16 protein-coding genes are annotated in these 16737 nt (G+C 60.8%); 10 read left to right on the top strand and 6 right to left on the bottom strand.

Annotated elements, in window-relative coordinates; all coding sequences use genetic code 11:
- The 4 genes from AB0N65_RS13990 to AB0N65_RS13975 form a co-directional block, all read left to right on the top strand.
- The coding region (locus AB0N65_RS13990; RefSeq protein ID WP_364162492.1) for a hypothetical protein at positions 1–104 on the top strand (104 nt) is incomplete at its 5' end.
- 31 nt (positions 105–135) lie between these two features.
- On the top strand, positions 136–1011 hold the full coding sequence (locus AB0N65_RS13985) for a hypothetical protein (protein ID WP_364162480.1): 876 nt from the start codon (positions 136–138) through the stop codon (positions 1009–1011).
- A 117-nt stretch (positions 1012–1128) separates the two neighbouring features.
- Positions 1129–2016 carry an MBL fold metallo-hydrolase gene (locus AB0N65_RS13980; RefSeq protein ID WP_364162477.1) on the top strand — a complete coding sequence of 296 codons (888 nt, stop codon included), beginning with the start codon at positions 1129–1131 and terminating at the stop codon, positions 2014–2016.
- Positions 2017–2281: 265 nt separating this feature from the next.
- Positions 2282–3328, top strand: a complete 1047-nt coding sequence (locus AB0N65_RS13975) for a hypothetical protein (RefSeq protein ID WP_364162474.1) — start codon at positions 2282–2284, stop codon at positions 3326–3328.
- Positions 3329–4048: 720 nt separating this feature from the next.
- Here the strand turns inward: AB0N65_RS13975 and AB0N65_RS13970 are convergent.
- Positions 4049–4294: a hypothetical protein gene (locus AB0N65_RS13970; protein WP_364162471.1), complete on the bottom strand. Its 246-nt coding sequence runs from the start codon at positions 4292–4294 to the stop codon at positions 4049–4051.
- Positions 4295–4318: 24 nt separating this feature from the next.
- Positions 4319–4621, bottom strand: coding sequence for a hypothetical protein (locus AB0N65_RS13965; protein WP_364162469.1), 303 nt, complete (start codon positions 4619–4621; stop codon positions 4319–4321).
- 412 nt (positions 4622–5033) lie between these two features.
- Here AB0N65_RS13965 and AB0N65_RS13960 point away from each other — a divergent pair, with 412 nt between their 5' ends.
- The 4 genes from AB0N65_RS13960 to AB0N65_RS13945 all read left to right on the top strand — a co-directional run bounded on the left by AB0N65_RS13960 (position 5034) and on the right by AB0N65_RS13945 (position 9200).
- The gene (locus AB0N65_RS13960) at positions 5034–5567 is read left to right on the top strand and encodes a hypothetical protein (protein WP_364162466.1); all 534 of its coding nucleotides are present in this window, start codon (positions 5034–5036) and stop codon (positions 5565–5567) included.
- A gap of 100 nt (positions 5568–5667) precedes the next feature.
- A complete protein-coding gene (locus AB0N65_RS13955) occupies positions 5668–6885 on the top strand; it encodes an MFS transporter (protein WP_364162464.1) in 1218 nt (405 codons plus the stop codon).
- Between the two features lie 82 nt (positions 6886–6967).
- Positions 6968–7894, top strand: coding sequence for an alpha/beta hydrolase (locus tag AB0N65_RS13950; RefSeq protein ID WP_364162462.1), 927 nt, complete (start codon positions 6968–6970; stop codon positions 7892–7894).
- A 541-nt stretch (positions 7895–8435) separates the two neighbouring features.
- Positions 8436–9200 (top strand): hypothetical protein, encoded by a 765-nt coding sequence (locus AB0N65_RS13945; protein ID WP_364162460.1) that lies wholly within the window; start codon positions 8436–8438, stop codon positions 9198–9200.
- 126 nt (positions 9201–9326) lie between these two features.
- On the opposite strand, the gene AB0N65_RS13940 is transcribed toward AB0N65_RS13945, so the two are convergent.
- The 4 genes from AB0N65_RS13940 to AB0N65_RS13925 form a co-directional block, all read right to left on the bottom strand.
- On the bottom strand, positions 9327–10817 hold the full coding sequence (locus AB0N65_RS13940; RefSeq protein ID WP_364162458.1) for a M28 family peptidase: 1491 nt from the start codon (positions 10815–10817) through the stop codon (positions 9327–9329).
- A gap of 120 nt (positions 10818–10937) precedes the next feature.
- Positions 10938–12254, bottom strand: coding sequence for an acyltransferase (locus AB0N65_RS13935; RefSeq protein ID WP_364162455.1), 1317 nt, complete (start codon positions 12252–12254; stop codon positions 10938–10940).
- Positions 12255–12395: 141 nt separating this feature from the next.
- The gene (locus AB0N65_RS13930; RefSeq protein ID WP_364162452.1) at positions 12396–12566 is read right to left on the bottom strand and encodes a hypothetical protein; all 171 of its coding nucleotides are present in this window, start codon (positions 12564–12566) and stop codon (positions 12396–12398) included.
- Between the two features lie 725 nt (positions 12567–13291).
- Positions 13292–14203: a phosphatase PAP2 family protein gene (locus AB0N65_RS13925; RefSeq protein WP_364162449.1), complete on the bottom strand. Its 912-nt coding sequence runs from the start codon at positions 14201–14203 to the stop codon at positions 13292–13294.
- Positions 14204–14356: 153 nt separating this feature from the next.
- Between AB0N65_RS13925 and AB0N65_RS13920 the strand changes: the two genes are divergently transcribed.
- Together AB0N65_RS13920 and AB0N65_RS13915 are read left to right on the top strand one after the other, a co-directional pair.
- Positions 14357–15775: an extracellular solute-binding protein gene (locus AB0N65_RS13920; RefSeq protein WP_364162446.1), complete on the top strand. Its 1419-nt coding sequence runs from the start codon at positions 14357–14359 to the stop codon at positions 15773–15775.
- The gene (locus AB0N65_RS13915) at positions 15772–16734 is read left to right on the top strand and encodes a sugar ABC transporter permease (protein ID WP_364162443.1); all 963 of its coding nucleotides are present in this window, start codon (positions 15772–15774) and stop codon (positions 16732–16734) included. Before AB0N65_RS13920 ends, AB0N65_RS13915 begins: the two co-directional genes overlap by 4 nt.
- Positions 16735–16737: the final 3 nt, after the last annotated feature.

Genomic DNA, 16737 nt, shown 5'->3' with positions numbered 1-16737 from the left:
CCAACACCGAGCCCTTCCTGCGCCTGAACGCCGAAGCCAAAGACCAGCCCACCATGGAAAAAATCCGCGACCGCGTCCTCGCACTCGTCCGCGCACAGGCTTAGCGCCAATCAAGTCCGACATAAGCTGGTACCCATGAGTTCTGCCGTTTCGTCCAATCTCTCCCGTCGGGATCTTCAGCGCTACGAACGTGAGGTTCACTCCTACAAGAGCGTTGAAGAATTCCTGGCAAGTGATCCCCAAGCCGGAATCATCGAGATCGACGGTCCGCAACCCATAGAGATCCTGTATGTCCCGGCGGGTGCCCCGACAACCGTTGTAACTTTTCACCCTGAGTTCTCCAAGAAGCCCACCCGTCTGCCGATGTTTTACGGTCGCAAACTGACGTCAGACAACGAAGCAAACAAGATCTTCGTGTCTGATCCTGGGTTGTACAGCGGGGACGACGTTCGGATTGCGTGGCACGCCGGTACTGCAGGGCTCCCGCTGCAGCAGGTGCTTCCCGTAATTTTGCGGAAGCTGATCGAGTCGGCGAATGGTGAGCGGACGCTGTTCTGGGGACTATCGGCAGGTGGCTTTGCCTCGCTGTTCTACTCGAAGTTCTTCCCCAATTCGCTTGCGCTGGCAATCAACCCCCAAACCAACCTCGCCAAGTTCGGCTACGAGAATCAGCGGAGCTACACCAGGGCAGCGTTTGGTGCCGAAACTCCGGAGCAGCACGACGCAGTGTTCCGTGACCGCATATGCTCGGACCTTCGACAGCACTACGGCGGCAAGCTCGAGAACTATGTGTTGTACGTACAGAACAGCATTGACACGCATGTTGACAACCACATGGAACCGTTCCTTGAGTCCCTGAAAGGCAGCAACCGCGTCCGAACCATCTTGAGTTCGGACTGGGGGATCGGGCACCGGCATCCTCCGGCGGAGGAGATCCGCAGCATCATCGCGAAGGTCACGGACCCGGCCTTGGACTGGAAGAGCTTCTTTTCCCATGGCGGGCCGCTGTAACAAGCTCCAATGGCGAATTGACGCCGGATGCCCGCCAGCCTTCCAGTCCCCTCGCAGGTTGAATGGGTAGAATCGAGGCCTGAACATGGCCGGATTGCACTGGATACGGAGAACTCATTGTCAGCTTGGCACGAACTCGGACCCAACAACTACATGCTGGAAACCGAAGGGTCCCTACTCAACACCGGGCTAGTGGTGGGCAATGAGCTCGCCATGGTCATCGACACCGGATGTGGCCCTCGCCAAGGCCGTGAGATCCTTTCGGCAGTCCGCGAAAAGACACGGCTCCCGCTCGTGGTAGTCAACACCCACGCACACTACGACCATTTCTTTGGTAATGCCGTTTTTGCCGACGAGGGCGTGACGGAGTTCTGGGCGCATGCCAACTGCGCGGCGACCATCGAACGCGACGGGGACAACCAGCGTCGCTTCGTGGCAACCAATGAACCTGAGATGGCTGCCGGGGAGGGTGACGCCGTCGAAATCGTTGTTCCGAATGCCATCGTCCGCGACCAGCCTGTTCTTGTGGACCTGGGCGGGATCACCGCCACACTTTTCTATTTGGGGCGTGCCCATACTGACGGTGACCTCCTCGTGGGCACCAACTCGACGCTCTTCGTGGGCGACCTCGTAGAACAGGGCGCGCACCCGTCCTTCGAGGATTCGTACCCGGAAGAGTGGGCCGACGTGCTGCGGCACATCTCCGCCTTGCGTCATCGCTACGAACACTTGGTTCCGGGGCACGGAAAACCGGCGAGCGACCAGTTCGTGAAGACCATGGCTGACACAATGAGCACCGCGGTGCGCCAGGCCACCCAATCCATACGTGACATGCCTACGGACGCCACTAAAGCAGTCCCGGTTCTGCCGTACGGTCCCGAACAGTCACGCTGGTTCATCAAGCGGCTTCAGGAAACCAACGCCCCTCACGGAAGGGCAGCCGGCGGCTCGCTGGCGACACCGGACTTCGGACCCGAGAAGACTGGCTTCTACCCTTCGTCATAAACGAAGGTTGCTTATATTTTTCCCATCTGGAGTGCTCCCACCCATGGACTAATTGCTGACTCCAGTCCTAGGATGAAGTCGACCATCGGTTTGCGGCTACCTGGGGGGTGTCGGGATGAAGGCCATACGCGCAATTCCGCGCGCCACTCGGATTCTCCGCTCCGTCATGGTTGCTGGCGCTGGCACCGCAATTTGGATGGCCCTATCTGCGACGGCGGCCAGCGCTGATACCGGAGCTTCTGACAAGCATTCGCTGTTAGGTGGATTGACGACGTCAGCATCGTCCACCGTTTCTTCGGTCACCGGCGCTGTTAAGGATGTCACCACTCAGACCAACAAGGCGGTTGCTCCGACGACAACCGCCGTCAAGGGTACGAGCGCATCACCGGCAAGAGCTGACGCACCGAAGCCTTCCGCAGCGTCTATCAGCGTTCCGGTTCCCGACGTCCCACTGCCGGCTCCAGTAAAGAGCGTCGTACCGAGTGCTCCCGTCACTGTGCACGTGCCTGTGGTGACGCCGGTGGTCAAGCAGGTCACCAAATCCACGGACGAAGTTCTTGCAACGGTTCCGATCGTCAATCACGTTGTTCCGAAAAAGGCCGTCGTCAGCGTCGTGGAGACGGTCGTCACTCCCGTCACGGAGACTGTCGATGACAGCGTTGAAGTTGCTGTTCCTCGCGTGAACGATGTTCTGGAACCCGTGGCTTTGGAACCAGTGACCGACGTGACCAATCCAATCCTCAAGCCGGTCGTCGACGCGGTGGATACCGTCCTCCCACCAGCTATTCTCCCTCCCGTTGAAGGCCTCCTGCCCCCGGCCGCTGGGCCCATAACCTTGGCTCCGCCGGTGCTCGGCGGCACGGCAGGCGTTCTACCAGAGAAGTCGACAGCCGGCGCAATGCCAGCGTCCGCCGTCGTAATTTCTCTTGCAGGGACCGCTCCCGATGCTGCAGGTGGCGACTCCACAGGGGAGCATCCAGGTTCCACACCGCTGGTACTCAAAATTGATCTCTCACCCATTTCGCTGCTTGCCCGAGGATTCACACCGGAGCCAACTGAAGGCGTAAGCGCTGCACCGGGGGCAGTGAGTCCTGATCCCGCCGCGGAGTTCCCGGCGGACCCCGACCCAGCACCGTTGGGCGTGACGGGGGCCGGCTCGGGTAACTCACAGAATGGCCCTCCGGCCCCCGCAGCGGCATTCTTGCAAGGCGCAGTCACCTTGCCGGCAGATTCCCATACTGGTCCATCCCTGGCCAGCAATGAGCAGCATCTAAAGCCGGTCTCCTTCGATCCCGGCTCTTCTCCTGACTAGTTTCCCCACCCGGCCGCATCTCTACATGCGGCATACGGCTAGTTGGACGATCCGCACTTGGACGTCCCTTGGGAACACGACCTTCAGGAGAAGATCACAAATGAAATCGACATTACGCAGGTGCCTCGTCGGCACATGCTTCGCCGGAGGGCTGATGGCTCTCGGCGCAACTGCCGCCAATGCAGCGGATACGACCAGCGGCAAGGACGGACTCCTTTCCGGTTCACAAGTGGTTGCACCTGTGACCGCCCCGGTCAACGTCGGGGCAACATCCCTGGCCCTCGGTGGGGACTCCAGAGCAACCTCAAAAACATCTGCATATGCTCCTGCTTCGAGCAAAGCGCCAGCGGCCAGCACCAGCGGTTCCAACGCCATCGGCTCCGGAACGCAGGTAGTTGCTCCCGTCACGGCGCCCATAAACCTGGGCTCGTCCTCAGTGGGTCTGCTGGGGGGCTCCACTGCGGCGAGCCCAGCTTCAACAGCCGCTCCGACTGCACCACGCAGTCAGGAGCCGGCAGCCAACACCAGTGGTTCCGGAGGCGCAGCCTCCGGAACACAGGTGGTTGCACCGGTGACTATCCCTGTGACCGTGGGATCGACGTCGACGGGTGTCCTGGGGGACTCATCGGCTTCGTCATCACCGGCAGCTTCATCTTCTGCGCCGGCCCAAGCGCCCGCGCAGGCAACAACGTCGGGGGGAGATGGTATCGCATCCGGCGCTCAGGTAGTGGCTCCGATTTTGGTCCCTGTTAACATCGGAGCCACTGCCGCGGGTGTGGGCGGAGATTCATCGGCTACCACGGGCGCCCCTGCGAACAATGGCAGCGCGTCTGCTGCTGCTCCTACAGCCAACACGAGTGGGTCGGACGGTGTTGCTTCGGGGACCCAGGTGGTTGCTCCGGTGACGGCTCCCGTGACGGTGGGTTCGACGTCCGTTGGTGTGTTGGGTGATTCCTCTGCCAGCACGGCTGGTACTTCTGCTGGAAGTTCTCAATCTGTTAGTTCCGGCGGCAGCACCAATGGTTCGGAGGGTGTTGCTTCGGGGACGCAGGTTGTTGTCCCGGTGACGGCTCCCGTGACCGTGGGGTCGACGTCGGTTGGTGTGTTGGGTGATTCGTCATCGAACGTCGGCGGTACTTCGGCTGGCACTGCCGGTACAGGTACTCCTGCCAGCTCGAGCACGAGTGGGTCGGATGGTGTTGCTTCTGGCACCCAGGTTGTTGCTCCGGTGACGGCTCCGGTGACGGTGGGGTCGACGTCGGCTGGTGTGTTGGGTGATTCTTCTGCCGGCACGGCTGGTACTTCTGCTGGAAGTTCGCAAACTGGTACTTCCGGCGGGAGCACCAGTGGGTCGGACGGCGTTGCTTCCGGAACCCAGGTTGTGGCTCCGGTGACGGCTCCTGTGACTGTTGGTTCGACGTCGGCTGGTGTGTTGGGTGATTCCTCGGCCAGTACGGCTGGTCCGTCTGCTGACGGTGCTCAAGCTGGTACGTCCGGTGCCAGCACGAGTGGGTCGGATGGTGTTGCTTCCGGGACCCAGGTTGTGGCTCCGGTGACCGCTCCCGTGACGGTTGGTTCGGCATCGGCTGGTCTGTTGGGTGACTCATCATCATCGACTGCAGGCACGTCTGGCACTTCCGGACCTGGAGCTACTTCAGGCTCAGCTACTAGCGGTACCAAGGGCATCGTCTCAGGTACGCAGTTGGTGGCGCCTATCACCGCTCCTGTAAACGTAGGCTCTACGTCCGCAGGGATCGGTGGCGGTTCGGTCGGCGCAGTAACCCCGCCAATGGTCAACCCACCGGCTGCGAACCCGCCTGTTGCCAATCCTCCCGTAGCAAATCCTCCGAGCGCGAACCCGCCAGCTGTAACCCCGCCGATCGCTAACTCGCCCACCGGCGGTGGCCTTGGCGCTGCCGGTGGCGAAACCGGCGTTGACAACCCCGGAACCGAAATCGGCGGTGCGGGATTCGGCGGCGCAGACTTCGGAACCGTAGGATCTGTCGGTGCCGGACTTGATGTAGTCGGTGTTGCCGGTGTCGAAGCTGGCGGTTCCGTAATAACCGCAGGCATGACGCAAGGTGCCCCGGCCGCGGGAGTTGCTTCCGCCGTCGGAGTTTCCAGCGGGCTGGCAAACACTGGACTGGACGGGACCCTTGCGATCTGGGCAGCAGGTCTGCTCTTGGGCGGGCTGGCACTGACCGCAGCTGGCAGCCGAAAGGTGGCCAGCCGCCGCTAACTGGATGAGCTGAACCAGTCTCTCGAGCAGTCGTTGTGGTTCCGGCCCCGGAACCACAACGACTGCGAGGCGGCTGGGTTGCAGTTCTAGGATGAAAGGGATGACAACCACCCGGGAAGACCAAAACTTCAGCCTCCGGAGCGTAGCGCTTCCGGCCTTCGGCCCAGCGTTGCTGTTCTGTATCGGCGAAGGTGCCATTCTTCCGGTCATTGCGCTATCGGCGCGTGACCTGGGAGCCTCCGTGGCGGTGTCAGCCTTGATCGTGACGCTGATCGGACTGGGATCCTGGCTGTTTAACATTCCGGCCTCGATGATCACCATGAAGTTCGGTGAACGATGGTCGATCGTGGGAGCCGGCGCGGCAGGTGCTCTCGCTCTAGGCGCAGCAGCCTTTGCACCCAGAATGGAGCATGGCGTCTGGCTTCTGGCCGGCGCCATGACGCTGGTGGGCATGTCGGCAAGCGTCTTCAACTTGGCGAGGCAAAAGTACCTTACGGAGGCTGTTCCGGTCGCGTTCCGTGCCCGTGCGTTGTCCACGTTGGGCGGTGTGACACGGATTGGTATTTTCATCGGTCCGTTCATTGGCGCCGGCGTCATGCAGTTTGCTGGCATTAGCGGAGCCTACTGGGTCGGTTTCGTGGGCATGATGGCTGCGGCGGCATTGTCGCTCACCATTCCGGAGTTGGTGAGTCCCACTTTGTCCGACGGCGGCCAGGTGCCTCCGGCGTCTACCTTGCGTAAGGTGGCCGCTTCCCACGCAGGCGTGTTTCTGTCCGTTGGCTTTGGCATCCTTCTGCTGAGTGCACTACGGGCCTCCCGCCAGGTGGTCATCCCGCTCTGGGCCGATCACCTGGGGATGGATGCCACGCAGGCCTCATTGATCTTTGGCCTTTCCGGAGCCATCGACATGCTGGTGTTCTACCCTGCAGGCAAGCTAATGGATCGCAAGGGCAGGCAGTGGGTGGCCGTTCCGTCCACAGTGATCATGGGTCTGGCTTTGATGCTTATTCCTTTCACGGGCGCCTTCATTCCGTTGCTCTTGGTTGCACTGCTCATCGGATTCGGCAATGGCATAAGTTCCGGCCTGATCATGACTCTGGGCGCAGACTTCTCACCGGACAACGGAAGAAGTCACTTCCTTGGGATCTGGCGCTTCATCGCTGACTCTGGAGCCACGGGAGGGCCAGTGCTGTTGTCGGCTTTGACAGCTGCAGTGTCCCTCGCTGCGGGTGTGTGGGCCACGAGCGTCCTGGGGTTTGCGGCAGCTGTGGTGTTTGCTGTGGCCATTCCCAGGCTGAAGCACCGGCGGAACTTCTAGAAGCACCGCCGGAAACCCCACTGGAGCTGTTGTAATCGCGGGGGTTTGGTAGCTTTCGGACGGCCCCGGCTAGAATACCGTGGTGCCAGAAAACAGCGCAGCAGAAAACTCGACTTCTACTACGTACGCGGGCATCCACGAATTCCTCGCGTCCGATAGTGTTCCCAGCGGTTTGATCGAGATTGAGCACCAAGGCCTGCCCATAGAGATTCTGAACCTCCCGTCGAACTCTGACACAACCTTTGTTTGCTTCCATGGAGCTGCTGAAAAAGACGTTCAACTGCCGTGGTTCCTTGGTCAAGGGGTGACATCGGGGCTCCCCGTCAACCGCATCTTCATCTCGGACCCGAGCCTTCGGAAATCCACGGACTTCAACTTGGCTTGGTATGCGGGCTCTAGAGAGCAGCCAGACCTTCAGGAGATCCTGGCGGATGTCATTCGACGGATCGTTCGGGCGACGGGTGGATACAACGTGGTGTTATTTGGGAGCTCTGCTGGGGGATACGCCAGCCTGGCTCTGGCTAGATTCTTTCCGACATCCCTGGCGCTCGCGGTCAACCCACAGACATCTATTTCGCGGTTCTACTCAGGAGCTGTTGAACGCTACATGACCCACGCATGGGAAATGCCCGGCAGCGAGATGACCGAACTCCCAGCCACCGTTGCTCACGACCTCGTACCCGCATACTCCGCTGGCTTCAGCCACACTGTGGGTCTCATACAAAATGCGAAGGACTGGTTCCATATACAGAATCATCAGTTGCCGTTTGTGGATGAAGTAGGCGAATCCGAGAACCTCTACATGCTGATGGATCGGTGGGGCCCTGATTCGGGGGACGGTCATATCCCGCCTCCGAAGGAACTCTTGCGGAGCTGCTTCGAGACCTTAGCTTCGTGTCATGGAGACTGGGCTGCAGGCCTGATTGCCAGCGGGTTCCAGTCGGAAACGACGCGCCGTCACGTCAAGCGTCGGGTCGTAGACACAGCCCCGGCAAAGTCGGCGAGTTGAAATGCACGTTCTTTGTAATGACCCCTCCTAGCCCAACCAGACTTCCGTCATCCAGCTCGACGATTGCAAGAGTTCCATTCCAGGGCCATAGATTCCGTTGCTGACTCGGATGGAGCCACTTCCGTCCGCTTAGGATTGCCATTCCTAGGGCAAAAGGACTGGCGGAATTACTAGCAGGTCTAGAATGCTGCGCCTTTATTGTCTCTTTCCTAGAAGAGTCAGGCCTGAGCATGAGAGAAGGGTAATTCTCCCCGGCTATCATCTTCCACCAGAGTCGGCGAGGTGCCCAAGAGGGCTCCATCTTATATTGCCTGGCTTACTTTAACTGAGGTAATACGCTCACCTATGAATCTTTTCGTGTCGTGTGCGATGTTTAGCCCGCTTTATCTGTCATAGTCATCGCATGACCACACCAGAGCTTCCGGGGGCAGGCTCACAGCAGACCCCGCCCCATCAGCCTCAGCAACCGTACTTCCCGCCGCAGGGCCCTGGAGCGCCTACTCAGGCATTCTCACCCCAGCCCGATAAGAAGAATAAGCAGTTGAACGTACTCGGCTTGATCGCGCTCATTACGGCCGTGCTCGGGTTCATTTTCGCTTGTATTCCCGGAGCGCTGATCGTGGGCTGGATACTGCTGCCAATAGCATTCGTTCTCGCTATCGTGTCGCTCTTCCTTAAGGACAAGGCAAAGGGGATGGGTGTCGCCGCACTGATTACTTCGATCGTCGGAACTATCGTCGGCGTCGTCGTCTTCTTTGCGGTCGTCGCTACATCGTTCGACAACGCTTTCGGTAGCGGCGACACCAAGGTGGTACAGCCGTCGGGTACTGCGGGTGCGAACGCCGGAACTGCAGAGAACAAACCGGCCGCCGGAGCCGGAACGCGGGAGAACCCCCACCCGATCGGATCTACCATCGAGTCTGACGATTGGCGCGTCGTGATCAATTCGGTGACTCTCGCGGCCACGGACGCTGTTGTCGCTGCCAACCAATTCAATAAACCGCCGGCACCGGGATCGGAATACATTCTCGTAAATTACTCCGCCACGTACATTGGCGATGATCCTGATGGTCAGATGCCCGCCTTTGTGTCAATCGAATACGTCACAGCGACGGGCACCACGGTTAGCGGGCTTGATAGCCTCGTCGTCGCTCCGGAATCCATCGACAGCATGAGCACGCTTTACAAAGACGCCACCGCAACAGGAAATAAGGCCATCGAAGTGCCGACCGCCGCGGCTGACCAAGGCGTCCTTGCAGTCCGGCCAGGAATGCTGGCCGACAAGGTATTCGTCAGCGTCAAGTAACTCACCGTTGAAATGCAAAGCCCCCGGTTCTTTGAACCGGGGGCTTCGCTGACTTCTGTCCTGCGAGCTAAACATGCCAGCCGTTCGTGGCATCGATGAAGGTCAGGAAACCCCTTTAAAAAACCACTACCGCACCGCCTGATGCCCCTTGAACTCGAGGTTCAGCTTGCCGGTACCGGAGCCCTTCGCTGTGCCATTCACTGCGGAAGAGGTTTCCGCGAAGACCAGCGTGGCGTGGGCAATAGCGTCGGCCATTTGTTCCAGGACCACGGGATCAATGTTGTGGATGTCGTCGCAGGCCTGGTGATAGCAGGGGTCGTAGGCGACGCCGGCGGTGCCACCATAGATGGCTGCCTGCTCTTCCGTCTTGATCCCCTCGGCGCCGGTGAAAAGGCCGCCGGCCGGAATTCCGTTTTCGATGAAGCCGAAGTAGTCCGAACGTCCATCGAATTCAGTGGGTTCGGTCGCCAAGCCCTGCGAGGCGAAGTAATCCACAAAGACCTTCTCGATCTGGCCCGAGCCATTGGGGCCCGATTCGCCTAGTGGTTCGCCGTCGCCGTCGTAAACGAAACGGACCGGATTGGGCGAGGCAACCATGTCGAAGTTCAGGTTGAGGGCATGGTCCTTGAGTTCGGACTTGTTTAGCTGCGCGACGTAGTAGTCAGAGCCAATCAAGCCGTCCTCTTCGCCGCTCCACCAAGCGAAGCGCACGCGGTTCTCGGGAGTGATTCCAAGGGCCGCAAACTGCAGGGCCGTTTCAAGGATCGCGGCGGAGCCGGAGCCGTTGTCATTGATGCCCGGCCCCTCGGACACGGAGTCCAAGTGGGCTCCCACTACAACTGTCCGGTCTGCCCGTCCGGCCGTGTCAGCCCAGACGTTGTAAGTTTCGATGGGATCGGTGTCACCGTCCACCATGATGCGAACCGTAGCTCCCGGCAGCGCGGCGAGTTCCTCACCCACAGCGAAACTCGCTCCGATTGTGGGGATCGTAACTTCCGGATTGTCTGCCGTGGGGGCGCCCAAGGTGCCGTCTACCCGTGCCAGTCGGTCGTCAGCGTCGCCCTGGTTGAAGATGATCACGCCTGCGGCTCCGGCGGCTTCGGCGTTGACAGCCTTGGTGTTAAAAGGACATGTGCCTCGTTGGATCAGCGCAATGTTCCCTATGGGGAACCCTGCAAAGTCAAGGGCCTCACAGCCGCTGGTCGAGGCGCGATCTCCTTCAAGGTTGATGTCCACCGGCGTGACAGCAGCGGTGACGTCACCAAAACCGGAATAGGTCATGGCAGCGAAATCGTCGGCCGTGTAGGTGAGGGGAGTGGGGGTAAGCCGTTGGAAAGCCTCATCATTCAGCGTGAATTTGAGGTACTCGAACCCTTGGGTGTGGGTTTCGTAGCCAGCGGCTTCGAGCTGCGCCACGATGTAGTCCGCCGAGGCTTCATGGCCCGGCGTTCCTGCCGAGCGAGTGCCGCCGTTGGCATCTGCGATGGCCTGGAGTTCTTCAAGGTGATCAATGATGGCCTCCGCTGTGACAGCATCGCGGAGAGCTTGGGTGTCAGTCCCCTTATCGGCGACTGCGGGCGGGGTAAAAGCAACGGCAAGAATGGCGAAGGTCGCCATTCCTGCCGCTAGGGAAGAGGTTTGTTTTCCTGCGTGCGTTTTGTGCTTTGTATGCATGTGATGCATCTCCCTGGTACGGGCCCGGTAACTGGTTGGCCGGACGCGGTAGCGCAGAATTTACTACGTGGACGCCTTCCGGAGAAGGCTTGCATTCTGACGGCCCGTCACTATGGCGACGGCAAGAATGAGCAGCACCAGCCCCCACGTGGCATTCGCGGTATCCAGCGCTGACCGCATCACAACGAACGGCGGAACAACGGCCAGCACAGTAGCCACCGCAATGCGCCAAGTGGCGGGACGGACAGTGCCGGGTGCAAGGGCGGTGCTGGCTAGTTCCAAGCGGACCAACGGCGTGGAGACCAACAGCACCAGCACCCAAGCGGCCACATAGAACAGGGGTCTGCTGAGCCACCACTGTGCACTCGCTGGCTCGGGGAACGGAAGCCGAAGCACCAACGCAATCCCGAACATGGCGATGATCAGAGGCAAGTGCCACAGATAGATGGTCATGGCACGGCTCCCTACCAGGAACATCACTTTCTGAACCCAACCCACCTGCACAAGCCGCTGCAGCCACGGGTAAAGAGCCTTCACCACCATCACATGTGCCAGCCCAACAAGAACCAGCGGGAACATGGGCGGGTTCTGACTTGTCAGCATGTCCACCGGATACGGGCCGCCGTAGGTGAGGGGCACAAGCACAAGGTAACAGCCTGCGGCGGCCAGCAGCAGCTGCCACTTGGCAAAGTGGTCAAACCAACCGTCGGCATAGAAGAACCCCAGCTGCTGAAGCAGGCCCCACACGAACACCATGTTCAGCAGGCCTATGGGATTGGAGTCGAAGCCCCACGGGTTTCGTTCCAGCCCTAGTCGCAGGACATCAACGACGACGGCGCACGCGGCCAGCGCGGCGATGGTTCGGTAAGGGGCGGCTTGGTGGAATTTCGCCATTGTTGGAACCATGGCCTGGCAGATCAGGTATGCGGCAAGGAACCAGAGTTGGACTCCGGCGCCGGCAGCGATAACTGCCAATAAGTCACCCGGGACGCCAGCCGCCGTCGCAATCCACAGGGCTAAGGCGAGGAATGCGTATAAAGCAACGGTCGGGCGGACGAGCCGAAGGACCCGGTTGCGGAGATATTCGCCAGCATCGCCGCCCCGCCGTTGGAGGCTCCGCCACGATGTGAGCGAAGCGAAGCCGCCCACCACAAAGAACAGCGGCATCACTTGGGCAAACCACGTGCCTTGGGCGAACCAGCTCAGTGAAGTGAGGGGATTGACAACGCCGATGCCGAGTTCGTCCACGCTAATCCCCATCATGAGCAGATGCACGGCAACCACCGCAAACATGCAGGCGACGCGGATGAAGTCGACCACGAGGTCCCGTGATGCGGGCAGCCCCCGGGCGGTGCTATGCCGGGTATCAGTTACGGACACGGTGACCCCCTGAGGTTATTCAAGCGAATGGAATAACTCTAAAGGAGTCGGCTCAAGGAATCCAGAGCGGTCGCTCAGAACTCCTCGGCTGAGGTTTATAGGGGACGCCGCTGGTCAGCCTTGCGCGGGCCGACGCCGGCGCTACGCCAAATTGCCCTTGCGTGTTTCTTCGGTTAGCCAGTCGTGCAGGGAGTCCGATTCGATCAGAATCGCTTCCGCTGCATCGGCGACAGTGGTGGTTAGCACGGCGTCGTCGGTGACGCCGTTTTCCACAGGTTCATCTCGTTTGACTTGCGGAGATTCGATGGTCATGTTAGCCCCCATGGCTTTGTTGAGTCCGGGCAAGCCTACCGCATTCATGAACCTTCAACCTAAATGCGGGGCAGGCCTTGAGGCCTCCGCACTGTACATGGAGTTTGGAGTCGTTGCGCTGGGCTGTAAGCATGGCGGCCGTCCTTTTTAGCCGTCGCTCCACCGGAAAACGGACCCAAATGTTTGCGCGGAAAGGGGTCCACCAATCAGCTCTCCCGGCGTAACCTAGGCCTTGAGGATCTCCTCTCCCACCATGCCGGGCCCTCCCGTAGCGCAGCTTGGCGTCGGCCGCCCGGGAATGTGGGCTTGCTCAAGCCGCCCTCGCAACTGGAGGGCGGAAGTCAATCTCCCTTGCGCTGAACATGGGAGACCCGCGAAAACTCCCCAAAACTGAAGGGCGGTTCTGCAAGCTATGCACATCAGGGAATTCTGGAACCAGCTTTCTCCCGAAACGCAGCAATGGCTGATCGATAACCCGGGAAGCGTGATCGTCCCGCGAACGCTGACTGCAATCCTGAGCAATGAGACGGGGGAGGCCCCTCCCGTTGATGCCCATGGTGGTACGCCGCTCACTGATGAGGACAGGGAGTTTATCCAAGCTCAAGCCCGGGATCGTAGAGTTCGTGCCGCCAATCCCCGGTTCTTCGACTCGGTTCGTCCGCAGGAGTAAGTCAGTTCCAACAGAAGCCGCGGTCCTCACGCAAGGCGCGTGCCGCCGTCGTGCTTTAACGCTTCCTGGCCGCCAAACCAAATAGCCAGGTGCCACCCAGGGCTGACAGGTATCCGGCGATCACAATGAAGGCCGTTCCTGCCCGGAAGTAGTCCGTGGTGCTGTCCGTGCTGAGCCCGGGCATGACCTGCAGCAGCGAGTAGCCCGCTACAGCGCCGGCGGCGAGCAACGCAAGTACGGTCAGGTAGACCCAGAGCCGTGATGCTGCCCAATGCTCGCCATAGCCGCGCCACACGTTCCAGCCGTTGCCGGTGCGAAGAATCAACCAGCCGGCCGGCAACATCACCGCGCCCACAACGAGGAAGGCGGCCACGACGTCGGCCGGCCGGTGCCATTGATTAATGAGCGTGGAAACCCCGGTGGCCACGGCGAACGTGCTGCCAAGGAAACCGGCGAGGGGCCGCCACCGGGGCGAAACCATGAGGAAGACAGCGGCAGCGGCAGATGCGGCAAGCGTGGTGTGGCCGGACGGGAGGGAGTTCAGTTCGAGTGTTTGGACGCCGCGATCGGGCCTGTCGGGAATGAAGAACTTAAGTATCTGGGTAGCGAGGTTGGCGGCGATGCACGCCGCAACAGCAATTCCAGCGGCAGTCCAGCGGCGGCGCGCTACGGTCACGAAAACCACCACGAGTGTGGCGATCGCCAGGGAGAGTACGGGCAAGGCGTCCAGGAATTCCGTGGATGCCTTTCCTGCAGAGCCGCTCAACTCCGTCGCCTCCACCAAGGCCGACTCATCGATGAATTGACCTGTGGTGGTGCGGACGAAGAAGTAGTACGTCGCGGCCAGGCCAACCATGCTGGCGATCGTGGCAAGGCAGAAGAGGAAGCCCGTGCCTGCACCCGCGGCACGCTCCTGAACAGGCCGTTTGCTCGACCTCCCGCTGACGCGGAACTGCTGGGAACTCATTGTCTCTACACTGCCACACTTCGCTGAGTGACTCATGTGAAGCGCTCCTGGCTGCAGGGCGGAAGTGAGATCTGCGCAACATTCCTGTGACGCTTGACACGTGTTAGGTGGCCGAAATAGGCTTCCTCACACGTGTTAGGGAAGGAAATCTACATGCCGGGAACCAACGGGGCTTTGCGACAATTCACACGCAGAACCGCCCTCACTGCCCTCGGTGCGGGGATCATCGGAGCGACCGCGGCGTCGTGGCCGCGACTGACCGGGACGGACATCCCGGGTAGGGGAGACAACAGCCTCAGCATCGCGATCATGGGCACCGCCGCGGACGCCGCAGCCCGCCAGAAGGTCATCGACGCCTTCGCGAAGGTCCACCCAGAGATCAAGGTCAAAGTCCAAGCCATCCAAGCCGTGGACTGGAAGGACTTCTTCACCAAGATCCTCACCATGGTGGCCGCCGGCACCCCGCCGGATGTTGTGTACGTGGCCACGGAAGGCGCGCAACTCTTCGCCGAGAAGCTCGCCCACCCGCTGGACGAATACCTGCGCCGCGACGCAGACCACATGAAAGAGTACTTCGAGGACGTCCACCCCAGCCTGGTGGAAGCCTTCATGTACAAGGGCAGCCTGTTCCAGCTCCCCATCGACTGGAACGCCGCCAACATGTACTACAACACCGCGTCGCTACGGCTGGCAGGCCTGGAACGCCCCGCCGACGACTGGACCCACACCGACTTCCGCGCCACCCTCGCCGCGATGAAGAAGGCCAAGCCCCAGGACTTCACCCCGTACTACTGGACCAACCGGCTGTTCGGCGGAGTGGTGCCGTGGCTCTACGCCAACGAGACAAGCTTCCTCAAAGAAACCAAGTCCGGCGGCGGCGGATGGCTCTGGGACAGCTTCTACGGCAACGATCCATCGCGCGGCCTCCGCTCCGGCGGCTACCAATGGCTCGAACCCAACGCCGACGATCCCCGCGTCTTCGAATCCTTCGACTACCTGCGCGGCCTGGTCAAGGACGGACTAGGCGTCCGGCCCGAGGAAGGCGGCGGCAGCTCACTGATCGGCCTCTTCGCCTCCAACAGGATAGGTACGACGCCGGCAGGCGGCTATTGGGTGCAGGGTCTCCATGAGGCGGGGATGACTGAGGACGGGTTCGACGTCCAGTTCTTCCCCAAGTGGCGGTCCCAGCGGCACCAGTTCGGAACCGCCGGCTACGCCATTATGAAGACCGCGAAGGACAAGGACGCTGCGTGGGAATGGGTGAAATTCAGCTCCAGCCTCGAGGCCATGCAGATCGTGTTCCCCACGCCCAACACCACACCCGCCCGGCGCTCCATGGTCAACGAGCAGCTGTACGCCGGAACAGGTCCACGGAACTGGAAAGTCTTCTACGACACCCTGGACAAGTTCCCCACCACAGGTCCCATTCCGGCACCTCCCCAGCAGGCCGCCGTCGAAACGGCCCTCATGAAAAATGTCAGCCTGGCTGTCAGCGGTGATGAACGCCAACTCAAGCAGGCACTTGACTCCATGCAGCGCGACCTCGAACTTGCCTTGAGGAGGCAGCCATGAGCACGGCAACCAGTACACCCACCGGAACGGGGAGGGAACCTGGCCGCCAGGCCGCCCACAAGAACCGCACACCGTCAAAGCGCGGCCGGGTCCAGCAGCGCTGGCTGCCCTGGGCCTTCCTTGCCCCGACCATCGTGGGCATGGGGATCTTCACCCTCCTGCCGATCGTCGCCTCGGTGGCGCTCGCCTTCTTCCGTTGGGACATCATCTCCGCGCCCACGTTCGTGGGGTTCGATAACTTTGCCGAGGTAGTGCAGGACCCCACCGTCCGGGTCTCGTTCCTGAACACCATCGTGTTCGTGGTGGTGGCCGTCGCCCTCCAGCTTGGCTTGGCCCTCGGCTTGGCCATTCTGGTGCAGGAGAAGCTCCCGGCATGGCTCAGGGTGTTCTTCCGCTCCGCGTTCTTCTTCCCGCTGATCCTGTCCGCGGCTTCGGTGTCCATCTTCATGCGCTACCTGTTCAACGAGCAGTTCGGCGTCGTGAACTGGCTCTTGTCCCTCATTGGCGTCCCAGCGGTACCGTGGCTGACGACGCCCGGCGGGTCTGCCGCCGTCGTGATTCTTGTCTACGTGTGGCAAAACTTCGGATTCTCGTTCCTGCTGTTCGTTGGCGGCCTTGCCTCGATTCCGGTGGAAACGTACGAGGCCGCATCGATCGATGGCGCCACCGGTTGGCGCAAACACTTCTACGTGACGCTGCCGTTGCTGAGCCCCACCACGCTGGTGGCCTCGGTCATGGCGATCATCAACGCGCTGCAAGTGTTCGACCAGCCCTATGTCCTGACCCGAGGCGGGCCCGGCGACTCAACCCGCACAGCCGTGATGGTGATCTTCGAGTCCGCGTTCCAACGACTCGAATTCGGTCAGGCCTCGGCGATCGGCGTCATCCTGACGATCATCATCATGGCCATCACAGCCGCGCAGTTCCGGCTCAGCAAACGATTCGTCTTCTACCAGTAAGGC

Source organism: Paenarthrobacter sp. NPDC089322 (genome assembly GCF_040684895.1).
Lineage (GTDB): Bacteria > Actinomycetota > Actinomycetes > Actinomycetales > Micrococcaceae > Arthrobacter.
Note: the sequence above shows the minus strand (reverse complement) of the source record. Positions and strands in the feature narration are given on the sequence as shown.

What these genes read in the sequence shown, in the direction of transcription:
- AB0N65_RS13985 (WP_364162480.1), top strand. Translation starts at nt 136, where the DNA reads ATGAGTTCTGCCGTTTCGTCCAATCTCTCCCGTCGGGATCTTCAGCGC.
- AB0N65_RS13955 (WP_364162464.1), top strand. Translation starts at nt 5,668, where the DNA reads ATGACAACCACCCGGGAAGACCAAAACTTCAGCCTCCGGAGCGTAGCG.
- AB0N65_RS13940 (WP_364162458.1), bottom strand. Translation starts at nt 10,817, where the DNA reads ATGGCGACCTTCGCCATTCTTGCCGTTGCTTTTACCCCGCCCGCAGTC.
- AB0N65_RS13930 (WP_364162452.1), bottom strand. Translation starts at nt 12,566, where the DNA reads ATGACCATCGAATCTCCGCAAGTCAAACGAGATGAACCTGTGGAAAAC.
- AB0N65_RS13925 (WP_364162449.1), bottom strand. Translation starts at nt 14,203, where the DNA reads ATGAGTTCCCAGCAGTTCCGCGTCAGCGGGAGGTCGAGCAAACGGCCT.
- AB0N65_RS13920 (WP_364162446.1), top strand. Translation starts at nt 14,357, where the DNA reads ATGCCGGGAACCAACGGGGCTTTGCGACAATTCACACGCAGAACCGCC.
- AB0N65_RS13915 (WP_364162443.1), top strand. Translation starts at nt 15,772, where the DNA reads ATGAGCACGGCAACCAGTACACCCACCGGAACGGGGAGGGAACCTGGC.